The 11,667-nt window shown below is 37.0% G+C and carries 9 protein-coding genes; 4 read left to right on the top strand and 5 right to left on the bottom strand.

Annotated elements, in window-relative coordinates:
* Positions 1-3: 3 nt before the first annotated feature.
* From XYLOR_RS01795 to XYLOR_RS01805, 3 genes are all read right to left on the bottom strand, one after another.
* Positions 4-1,713 carry a di-heme oxidoredictase family protein gene (locus XYLOR_RS01795; protein WP_036876439.1) on the bottom strand — a complete coding sequence of 570 codons (1,710 nt, stop codon included), beginning with the start codon at positions 1,711-1,713 and terminating at the stop codon, positions 4-6.
* Between the two features lie 65 nt (positions 1,714-1,778).
* Complete coding sequence (locus XYLOR_RS01800) at positions 1,779-3,050, bottom strand: imelysin family protein (RefSeq protein ID WP_036876440.1); 1,272 nt, start codon at positions 3,048-3,050, stop codon at positions 1,779-1,781.
* A 68-nt stretch (positions 3,051-3,118) separates the two neighbouring features.
* The gene (locus XYLOR_RS01805; protein ID WP_036876442.1) at positions 3,119-4,432 is read right to left on the bottom strand and encodes a hypothetical protein; all 1,314 of its coding nucleotides are present in this window, start codon (positions 4,430-4,432) and stop codon (positions 3,119-3,121) included.
* Between the two features lie 392 nt (positions 4,433-4,824).
* Between XYLOR_RS01805 and XYLOR_RS01810 the strand changes: the two genes are divergently transcribed.
* Positions 4,825-5,781, top strand: coding sequence for a LuxR C-terminal-related transcriptional regulator (locus XYLOR_RS01810; RefSeq protein ID WP_036876445.1), 957 nt, complete (start codon positions 4,825-4,827; stop codon positions 5,779-5,781).
* Positions 5,782-6,226: 445 nt separating this feature from the next.
* Here XYLOR_RS01810 and XYLOR_RS01815 read toward each other — a convergent pair whose 3' ends face one another.
* Positions 6,227-6,772 (bottom strand): 7-carboxy-7-deazaguanine synthase QueE, encoded by a 546-nt coding sequence (locus XYLOR_RS01815; protein ID WP_036876447.1) that lies wholly within the window; start codon positions 6,770-6,772, stop codon positions 6,227-6,229.
* Positions 6,759-7,091, bottom strand: coding sequence for a 6-carboxytetrahydropterin synthase QueD (gene queD / locus XYLOR_RS01820; RefSeq protein WP_036880510.1), 333 nt, complete (start codon positions 7,089-7,091; stop codon positions 6,759-6,761). Before queD ends, XYLOR_RS01815 begins: the two co-directional genes overlap by 14 nt.
* A 187-nt stretch (positions 7,092-7,278) precedes the next feature.
* Between queD and XYLOR_RS01825 the strand changes: the two genes are divergently transcribed.
* The 3 genes from XYLOR_RS01825 to dinB all read left to right on the top strand — a co-directional run bounded on the left by XYLOR_RS01825 (position 7,279) and on the right by dinB (position 11,563).
* A complete protein-coding gene (locus tag XYLOR_RS01825) occupies positions 7,279-9,381 on the top strand; it encodes a glycoside hydrolase family 3 C-terminal domain-containing protein (protein WP_036876450.1) in 2,103 nt (700 codons plus the stop codon).
* A gap of 61 nt (positions 9,382-9,442) precedes the next feature.
* Positions 9,443-10,378: an NAD(P)H-dependent flavin oxidoreductase gene (locus XYLOR_RS01830; protein WP_036876451.1), complete on the top strand. Its 936-nt coding sequence runs from the start codon at positions 9,443-9,445 to the stop codon at positions 10,376-10,378.
* Between the two features lie 93 nt (positions 10,379-10,471).
* Complete coding sequence (gene dinB, locus XYLOR_RS01835; RefSeq protein ID WP_036876453.1) at positions 10,472-11,563, top strand: DNA polymerase IV; 1,092 nt, start codon at positions 10,472-10,474, stop codon at positions 11,561-11,563.
* Positions 11,564-11,667 lie beyond the last annotated feature (104 nt).

The following is an 11,667-nucleotide window of genomic DNA, read 5'->3' on the forward strand; positions in this document are numbered from 1 at the left end:
CACTTATATTGCATTAATGAATGCGACTACTGCATCCCTGTCAGATTTGGGGAGATTATAAAATTTCTGTGCTGCACTGTAGGCATCGCTATTCTTACTGTATCCATGCCACATTATAGCTTCTATTACATTTCTTGCGCGACAATCGTGAAGTCTATCCTGTGCTCCTGTTTCCTGTTCAGAAAGTCCACGCCCCCAAAGTGGGGTTGTGCGGCACCAGCCTCCGCGGATATCATTTTCCATATGCAACCTGTGTTGTACCATATCTGTGTATGGCCAAATCTTTTGATTTGCATACCTAGGTAGAGCTCCTTGACTACGTACAATGTAATCTTGCCAGTAATCATCATTTCCTGTTTTCCATGATGGACGATGGCATGCTGTACATCTCATCTGATAGAATAAAGTTTTTCCTCGTTTAACAGTTCCAGTGTTCAGGTTGCGTGCCTTTGGCACAGCCAGTCCTCTGTGCCATACCATGAAGTCATAATAATTCCGGTCGCTAATCTCGTCACCTTTAGGGTCGTTATTTACAAAATACTTTTCATAAGTAGGTGTGTCGTTTTTTGAATTAAGCCCGAGAAGCAGGTTTACAAGATAACTTACGCTGTCTTTGCTGCCGTTTGCATAATAAGGGTGTAACAATGAATTTTTGTCAGCTCCATTTTCTTGTATGTACTTTATTACATCAGAGTTTTCAGACATCGCTTTAGCCCATGCCTTAGTAGTGTAAAGATAATGTCGGTCGCTCCTTGTTACATTTGTAATATTCCACATCGCATTTGCTCCTGGACCATCTTGTAGTGAACCACGAGTAAGGGCATATGTGAATTTTTTTATGCGTTTGTTTCCATCAGCTAATGTATACCAGGCGCTTCCTGCCAACGAATTAGATGATGCATCCCACATCATTGGATTGAGTTTAACATAAGGAGATTCTTTCACATATTGATTTATAAGCGAGTCGTCAGGAATAGCATCTAGTAGAGCTGAACCATAGATTCCTATAGTTGACTCAAGTCTAACTTCATAGTTATCTGGTTTTGGGTCAGTGTTAAATGCTGACTGAGGAATTTTTACATCAGGGTAAATCAAGTCATAAGTTTCTCCATCCGAAAATTTATTACCATGTTGGTCTGTTGCTTTTTTCCATGTTATGCTTATCTGATTTTCATCTACGGGAGGCAGGAACGGATCCATGGCCTTCGTTTGTGGCATACCTGTTACTTCAGATATATAACTGTCTGCTGCATATGTCTTACCGTCAGCAGTTGTTCCAGCTGTCGGGTGATATATTACTAGCAGATACCCATTACCTTGGTCGTTAGCACGATATTTTGTCATACGTTTGCCATGTCCATAAGACGGATGACAGTACATGCATCCTGTGCGAACCCATGCAGGGCCCAATCCTCTACGTGGCATCGTGTTGAGAGTAAAATCATTCTCAAAGAACGTCTCACCCTTTTTAAAAGATTGATACATGCCATTTTTTTCCACATAAGGTGATGGGTTCGAATAGCATCCTTGCTCATTACTTGTTGTTCCAAGTTCACCTCCAGGGTTCCATTCTGCAGCTGTAAAGATATCATTTGCTGAATCGATACCTGCATTAGGATTTACGATGTCACTTGTATCACCGTCCGAACAACCAAGAGTACTTAACGCAGTTATTCCAATAAAGAAATACTTGCAGTTTTTTAATTTAATCATAAAAGTTGCATTATTTCAGAGTTATAGTAGAAGACAATATTATTAGTATTCTCCTCTTTCTTTTATTACTTGCTTGTTGATTGAATAAAGCTGTTAGCTTCAGTAAGCGCGTCAGACAAATCTTTGCATGCAGTTGTGGCCGCTTTGCTCTTGTTCCAATTGTCAGTATTACTATTTACGTAGTTTACAAACGGATGATCTATTGCTTGTATCTTAGTGATTGCGTTGGTTATTGCATTTTCTACTTTCGTGTTAATTTCAGGAGAGTATTTTTTGAAATAAGCCTCCATAGAAGCTGACGAATTGCGGTTGCCTAAGATGCCACCTTTCCATACACTTTCGATACTTTGGATGTTGTGAGTAAAGTCGGTAATCGAATTCCAACTATATGGAGATTCTATATAGCTGACATCCTTACCCATTGTAGGGTTATATATTTTTACGTTGCCCACTTCATCTGATATACCAACGGCACCACCGTCACCTACAAGTATGGCTGATATTGCATTCTTTACACTACTGTATGTACTGCCTGCAACACCGGCATTTCTCATATTATATCCATAAGAGTTCCCACTTGTAAGGGTATAAGACCATTTTAGGTCTTTCATTTTATTTATATGATCTTTTGGGGCATTCTCATTCCAAGACGTCTCTAGGCGGTAAACACTGTTTCTCAAGTCTCCACAAACTGCATATGCATATATCATTTCGTATTCACCACTACAAAATGAAAAGTTGAGTCCGTTTTTATTATAACTATCTCTGCCATTGGCATTCAGCTCTAATGCTGAGCGTGGATTCCCATCTCTGAAAAGAATAAATTCGATGCCATGGAAACCTAGTAGACTTTGTCCCAAATTACTATTAGCTATGTTAGCACCGTCATCACTATCCAAAGCTTTTACCAGAGATGAACTTTTAACTAATAAATTATAAAGAGCTGTTAGATCTAAAGGCCATGAGTCAATATGCGGATCAATACTGAAGTCTGCTGCAGCCCCCATAAGAAAGGCTTCGCTTTTTTCATAGTTGGCACGGGCACCGATAAAAAGTTCACAAGCTTTGTTTACCATATTCTGAGTAACTCCGTTTGTTGTTGATGCTTTTCGTATTGTTCCAAGTTGTTCGTAAAGCATTTGCGTACTGTCAGCGAGTGCTTTATAAGTTGGATTTATTGTGTTGTCTACATTAGTAGAAAGCACTTCTTGTAGCAATTTGTCACCATCACTTAATCCATTACTTACTGTATTGTCATCATCACTGCATGATGATAATACCGATGTTGCCACAGCTCCAATGAGCAGAATTGCCGAATACTTAAAAATTTTCTTCATTATTTTCTTTATTTTGTTGTGAAACGTCTTTGTAGACGTCGTTAATAGTGAGTTTTATATTTATTATTTTAGAAAAAGAACCCTTCATAAGCTATACCAATAGATATAGATGGCTCGTTGTTATATTGGCTCTTCAAAAATCTGTGAGAGTATTCACCTTTTATAGCTATCTGTGGAATAGGGTAGTAATTAAGACCTAAGGCTATACGATTGATATTTGACTCTGGATAATCCGTTACCTTTTTATTTGCCGGTATATAATAATCGTAATATTCATAGTGTCCGAAAAGATATAGTTTTTGTTTGTCTTCACGCATCTTCTTTATTTGCGAGAATAAATCCCATCCGGCTTCAAACCCCGATGCAATTGCTGCTTTTCCAACTAGATCTTGAGAGTATGGACTTATACGTGTAGCTCTTCCCGGCAGACTTGATACATAAGATGCATCATCAAGGTGCCCATAGTCGAAGTTTCCACGTATAATCCAATTGTGTGCATTGTAAGTAAAATCAAATGTTCCGATAGTTACAGCACCTTTTTTCTTTGTAATATCACTATTAGCATCACGGTTATATGTGTTATCAAAACTTTGTCCGTAATAAGCACTTATTCCCATTCGTAGTCCTTGTATAGAGTAATTATCAATTCTTGCAGCAATGGCGTATCTGTTGGCCACCGTAAATTCGAATGCTGAATTAGCTCCATTATGAATCCATCCTTCACGTGTGAAATTCATAGCGTCTAGGCCTGGTAGAAACTGTAGCTCGTATCTCCATTTCTGCATTTTACCCCATATGCATATTCCTGTCTGATGCCAAGTACAAGGAAAAATGGTGTTTTCACCTTCTGGTCTATATACAGTAAAAAAGTTTAAAGGTTCATGATGAGCATTCGTTAGTCCTATTGGTACAACAATGTGTCCGGCACGGATGTTTAAAGCTTTTGAGAAAGTCTTTTGCAACCAGAATTGTTCCAGTTCTACTTCTCCACCTTTTTCCACTTCCTGTTCCCATTCTCCGCCTTCGTCATAGTCTTTTTCATAAGAAGTCCCTGTCCCGGTATGTTCAAATTCTATTTCAGATCCCATTGTCCATCCTTTACCAAAATCATAACTTAGGTATATTACAGCATGAGGAATATCAAATCTACCATGACTTGGATCATTTTTATAGTTAGCTGATTTTGCATAACGATAAACATTATCACTAAAAAACTCTCTACTGTAAGCAACTTCTCCATATCCTCCTACACTGAGTTTTTGTTTATTGGCATTTGCCATAACACTATCTGATGCCGAAATTTGCGCTTTTGCAGCGAAAGGAGTACTTGCCCCAATACCTGCAAATACACATATCATTAAAACAACTTTAATTTTATTCATATTATAATTTTATTTATATATATTTTTCAAAAGCCCCGGTAGCAGAAGATGCAAATTAACTGCTACTAAGGGAGAAACTGGCATTTTACTGATTGCGGTCTCGCTTATGATTATCGTGAAAAGTAAAGAATTAAGATATGATAATCATATAATACGGGAGTGGCAAACATCATTGCGCTTCCTCTTTTTGCTTGGGTGCAAAGGTACAATGATTATAATTGTCGAACAATACTTAAAATCCGGTAAAAAATGTATTCATTATTTTTAGGTATTTATAGCTCTGTTTATCTGAAAAACATATATACTAATGATAAAATACCTAATAATGACTATTGTTTGTGTAATTAAATTTGTGTAATTTTGCAACCGATTAATAATTAATAATTAGGGTGATGAAAAATCAGAAGATGTATGAGGCAGATGATCAGATGATATCTCTTATAAGGGATAATTATAATATTCTGCAAAGCCTGGGCAGTTTTGGCCTTAGTCTTGGTTTTGGAGATAAGACAGTACGTCAGGTTTGTGATGAGCAAAACGTAGACTGTTACACTTTTCTGATTGTTGTCAACTTCACGATAAACGGCTATACTGATTTTGATGACCAAGAGCGTTTATCATTGCCCACGCTCCTTCATTATCTTAAAGCCAGTCATGATTATTATCTAGGGTTCCAGTTGCCATTCATTCGTAAAGAATTGGAAAGTGCATTGGATGAGAATGATAATCTTGCCCGTCTTATATTAAAGTTATATGATGAGTATGCACATGAGATACGTCTGCATATGGGATATGAAGAAAAGAATGTCTTTCCATATGTTGAAGGTCTTCTTAATAATCAGTCGACAATAAATTATGATATAGATACATTTTCCAAGCATCACGGCCAAGTAGATAAGAAACTAAAGGAACTTAAAAATATTATCATAAAGTATCTTCCAAGTGATGATATGCATAACAACCAGTTGACAGCAACACTCTATGATATATATAATAATGAAGACTGGCTTATGCAGCATTCTGAAGTAGAAGACCACATCTTCATTCCTGCCATACGTAGACTAGAGCAAAAGTCTAAGCAGAATGATGTCTCAGCGAAAATTTCGAATATGATCAGTCAGGCACCAGACAAGACAGAAGCATTGAGCGATCGTGAGAAAGATGTTATTATAAGTCTTGTTCAAGGAATGAGTAATAAAGAGATTGCTGATCATTTGTGCATATCCACCAATACTGTTATTACCCATCGTCGTAATATAGCCCGTAAGCTCCAGATACATAGTCCTGCAGGCCTTACCATATATGCCATTGTCAATAATCTTGTAGATTTATCATCTGTAAAATTATAAATAATCGTTTATACCTTAGTAATAATGAATATGGCTTCGACATTAATTTCATCACAAAATCCTATGCCGAAACCATCTAATCATTTACATCCGTTTATAAAATATTCATTTACATAAACTATAATATTCTTTTTGATAGGTAGAATATAATTAATCATAAATATCATTTCAGTTGCAAAGTTACGAAATGACTTTATTATTTGCAATACCAATAAATAAGTAAATTATATACCAATACTTTGTTTATTAAGAACACTTACTTTTAGGTATTGTGCCAAATCGTGTTTTGTTGTACCTTTGCAGCATGTAGTGATACAAAAGTATAAACATATGATTGATTGAAATATTAATGATTAAAAAGTAGTTTGATAGATTATGCCATGAACTAAGCTTTTTGTAAAGAGGATTTGCGTGAGTAAATCCTCTTTATTATATACAGACACATTTATCTTATACCGACTATTATATGAGTTTGAAGACTTAGCCTCCATTCTGGATACTTTTTAATGCATTCTATTGTTTCTTTTACATTCTTATTTGAGCAAGGTTGTAGAAAACGGTTGCATGTTATGTATTTATCATATTTTTTTAGAGATTGGCCTTCGTATACTACTTTCAGTTCATCTATATGATTTAGCACTACTGTTCCACCTTTTTTTGGCGAGCATGTAACCCAATCTATACCATCAGGCAGATTATTAGTGCCGTTTGTCTCTATTGTTACGAATTTATTTATTTCGTGCAACTTTTCTATTAATTCCTTGTCTATCCATAAAGAAGGTTCCCCTCCTGTTAGAACAACCATTTTAGCAGGATATTTATTTACCTCACATATTATATCATCGTCAGTCATCATTGTTCCATCTTCATGATGAGTATCACAAAAGTCGCAATTCAGATTACATCCTGAAAATCTTATAAATATTGCCGCAGTCCCGGTATTCATACCTTCACCCTGAAGACTATAGAAAATCTCATTAATCTTTTTCATAAGTGGCAGTATTGTTTTCAGATTCAGTAATATCCACGCGATAGCAGTTGTCAACATTATCACATATCCATCGTGCAATATTTTCGGCTGTAGGATTAAAGTCAAATACGTCGTTAAGGTTTTTATGATCCATATGGTCACTTATTCTTTGCTTTATTTTGCTAAAATCCGTAACCATACCATTTTCATCCAACTCCTGTGATTTACAGTAGACGGTTACTATCCAATTATGCCCATGTAGGTTTCCACACTTACTTTTATAATTCAATTTCAGCCTGTGGGCGGCAGAAATCTCCATTCTTTTCTTTACGTAATACATTTTTCTTGTTTTTATAGAGGTAGCAAGCACTCTTATTTTCTGTTTGCAAAGTTACTATTTATTATCATAAATTCAAAACATATTATGCATATATTATAAAAAAAACAAAACATTATATCATATTTTTTCACGATATTATTATAATGTGTCCCTATTTTTTTTATATTTGCCAACAAATCAACTATATATGAAGAACTTAATAAATTTAATCATTTCAGTTTCGCTTGCTTCAGCACCTATTTACGCCTCAGCACAAAAGCAATATCCGTTTAATAATATAAAGTTGTCTGACAACAAACGTATAGAAAATGTTATCTCTCTCATGACTTTTGATGAGAAGATAGACGCACTTGGTAATAATACATCTGTACCACGACTTGGTATAAAAGGTTCTAATGGAGTTGAGGGACTCCATGGAGTAGTTCTGGGTGGACCTACTTATGGTGATAGACCTCAAACGCCTACTACTGTGTTTCCGCAGAGTTATGGTCTTGGTGAGACATGGGATGCAGATCTGTTATATCGCATAGCTACATATATATCAACAGAGAACCGCTATCTTTTTCAAAATCCATCTTTTGCTAAAAGTGGTTTGGTTATTTGGACTCCAAATGCAGATATGGGGCGTGATCCGAGATGGGGCCGCACAGAAGAATGTTATGGTGAAGATCCTTATCTCACATCTCGTCTTGTTGTATCGTTTGTTAAAGGAATACAAGGTGATAACCCAAAATATTGGCGTTCGGCTTCGCTTATGAAGCATTTTTTTGCTAACAGCAATGAGTATGGCCGTTCTTTCACTTCATCCAATTTCAGCGAAAAACTGTTCAGGGATTATTATTCATATCCTTTTTATAAAGGTATAACCGAAGGGGGAAGTCAGGCTATGATGACTGCGTATAATTCGTACAATGGAACGCCGTGTATCATACAACCGGTATTACGTAATGTTGTGATGAAAGAGTGGAAATTTAAAGGTTCGCTTATCACAGACGGAGGCGCTTTCGGACTTTTACTTTCTGCTCACAAGTGTTTTGACAATGATAGGGGACTTGCTGCATCTGAATGTATAAAAGCCGGTATAACAAAGTTTCTTGATAGATATAAGGATGCTGTAGAAGATGCATATAAGCGAAAACTAATCACAGAGAAGGAAATTGACGATGCCGTAAAGCGCAATCTTTGGATTTCTCTTAGGTTAGGTCTACTGGATGGAAATGATGTACACCATAATCCATATGCCAAAATAGGACTTGATAATGATGAGGCTCCATGGACGAAACCTGAAACTAAAGCATTAGTGCGCGAAGCTACATGCAAGTCTATTGTGCTTCTTAAAAATGAAAATAGCATACTACCTCTGGATAAATCGAAAATAAAGAAGATCGCTGTTATTGGAGAGCGTGCTACGCAAGTACTTCAAGATTGGTATAGTGGAAAACCTTTTTATGCAGTCAATATACTAAATGCTATTCGTGAAGAGGTTGGCGACAATGTTGAAGTGCGTTATGTGCACGAAAATATGATGGACAGCGCAAGAGTGGCAGCAGCATGGGCTGATGTAGCCATTGTTTGTGTAGGCAATCATCCATATTGTAATGCCCCATGGGATGTCGCTCCTGTTGCTAGTGAGGGAAAGGAAGATGTAGACCGTCGGTCACTAATTCTTGATCAGGAAGATTTGGTTATGCAGGTACATGCAGCTAATCCTAATACAGTGGCTGTGTTGATAAGCAGTTTCCCTTATGCAATAAATCGTATACAACAAGCTATTCCTGCCATATTGCACGTCGCAAATAGCAGCGAAGAACTTGGTCATGGAGTAAGTGATGTTATTTTTGGTAAATATAATCCTGCCGGTCGACTTACTCAGACATGGGTCAAAGATATAACAGATCTGCCCAATATGATGGACTATGACATAACACATGGTCGTACTTATATGTATTTTAGAGGAACACCTCTTTATCCGTTTGGTTTTGGCTTGAGTTATACCGCATTCAAATATTCTAATTTATCTGTTTCAATATCAAGAAAAGACAGCCTTAAAGTCTCTTTCGATATCGCTAACACAGGCACAAGAGATGGAGATGAGGTGGCGCAGTTATATGTAGTTAAGTCTGGTAATCAGTCTGATACACCAATTAAGCAACTGAAATCATTCTGCCGTATTAACATTAGTCGTGGAGATACCAGACATGTTGAATTTTATATTCCACGAGATACTGATGTCAGCCGAATAGAAATTGGTGCGTCGTCTGCCGACATAAGATTAAAGACAGAAATTTGATTTAAATGGTTGTTGCAATATAAAAATGCACTATCTTTGCATTATATAAACAATAACTATTATGAATAGAATTTGCAATCTTTTTGGAATACAGTATCCAATAATAGCAGGAGGTATGGTATGGTGCAGCGGTTGGCGTCTCGCATCAGCAGTGAGTAACGCAGGTGGACTTGGGCTTATCGGTTCAGGATCTATGCATCCAGAAACATTGCGTGAACATATACGTAAATGCAAGGCCGCCACAGATAAACCATTCGGCGTTAATATACCACTTATGTATCCAGAGATAGATTCAATCATTAATATAGTAATAGAGGAAGGTGTTAAGATTGTTTTTACGTCTGCCGGAAATCCTAAGACTTGGACATCTCGTCTGCATGATAACGGAATAAAGGTCGCACATGTAATAGCCAGTTCACGTTTCGCTTTGAAGTGCGAAGAGGCTGGGGTAGATGCTATTGTGGCTGAAGGATTTGAAGCCGGTGGGCATAATGGCAAAGAAGAGACAACAACAATGTGTCTTATACCTGCAGTACATAAAGTTACAGATAAACCGTTGCTTGCAGCAGGTGGAATCTCTTCTGGTCAGGGCCTGCTTGCAGCTATTGCACTAGGCGCAGACGGAGTTCAGATGGGTACTCGTTTTGCTCTTACGGTTGAGAGTTCTGCAAGCGAGGAATTTAAAAAACTATGTATTGGTCTTAATGAAGGTGATACTCAGCTTACTCTTAAGCAGGTTTCACCTACACGTATGATAAAGAATGAACTGTATCAGCGTATAGTCGAAGCAGAACTTAATGGTGCAAAAGTAGATGAACTTAGAGAAATTCTAGGTAAAGGACGTGCTAAAAAAGGAATTTTCGAAGGAGATCTTAAAGATGGAGAACTCGAAATAGGTCAGGTAGCGTCTTCTATCAGAGAGATTCAGACAGCCGGAGAAGCTGTAGAACAAATAATGAAAGAGTATTACTCAGTACGTGAACGTCTAAAACTATAATATATTCATAATGATAATACATACACCAGACATTCTTTCTATAGCCATTTGCATATATAATTGATGTCTGGTGTATTCGCTTTTATATAATTAATGCCGAATAGAAAAATAATACATGTGGATATGGATGCCTTCTTTGCATCTGTCGAACAGCGTGAGAACCCTGAACTGCAGGGTAAAGCTATTGCTGTTGGGCGTGACGAAGAGAGAGGTGTGGTGTCTACAGCTTCGTACGAGGCAAGAAAATTCGGTGTACATTCTGCTATGTCTATACAGGTAGCCAAGAGAATGTGTCCAAATCTTATAATAGTACCCTCGCATTATGAGTTATATAAGAAGGTATCTGTTCAGGTACATGATATATTCAGAGAGTACACAGATTTAATAGAACCGATATCTATAGATGAGGCTTTTCTTGATGTAACAGTCAATAAGTACAACATTGAACTTGCTGTAGATATAGCAAAAGAGATTAAGCAGAAAATAAAGGACCGTTTACACCTTACAGCTTCTGCCGGGGTGTCTTATAATAAGTTTCTCGCAAAGATTGCATCTGAATACCGTAAACCGGATGGACTTTTTGTTATTCATCCCGATAGAGCAAAATCTTTTATTGAAAAATTACCAATCGAAGATTTCTGGGGCGTTGGACGAAAGACTGCAGAAAAAATGCATTTTATTGGCATTTTTAATGGCGCACAACTTCTTACTTGTTCGCAGAAACATCTGGTTGAGGTCTTTGGTAAGTCAGGCACAATATATTATAACTTTGCAAGAGGCATAGACGACAGGGCGGTTGAGCCTTATCGTGAACGCAAGTCTGTTGGTTGCGAACAGACGTTTGCAAAAGACCTGGATGATCATGTAGAGATTGTAATAGAACTATATCATACGGTAATAGAACTTATAGAGAGATTGCGTAAAAGCGAATTTCGCGGTCGTACTCTTACACTAAAGATCAAATATAGTGATTTCTCCCAGATAACGCGCCGAACCACAAGTAATAGTATTTTGTTTGAAAAGAAAAATATTCTGCCATTGGCAAAAAGTTTGATGCACCAGGTTAATAATGAAGGTAAACGGATAAGACTTCTTGGACTTTCAGTTTCTAATTCTGTTGATGAAGTTGAAGATAATAAGGGGGAGTGGATTGAGCAGGAGCTGGAATTTGAAGATTGGGACTGATAGACCGAATTAAAATAGAAACTTCATCTTAAATACATATCTTTATATATTGCAAGTATTTAACTCAAAAAAGTTATAATTTTGCATGTAAAGTAATACGAAAA

Source organism: Xylanibacter oryzae DSM 17970 (assembly GCF_000585355.1).
Lineage (GTDB): Bacteria > Bacteroidota > Bacteroidia > Bacteroidales > Bacteroidaceae > Prevotella > Prevotella oryzae.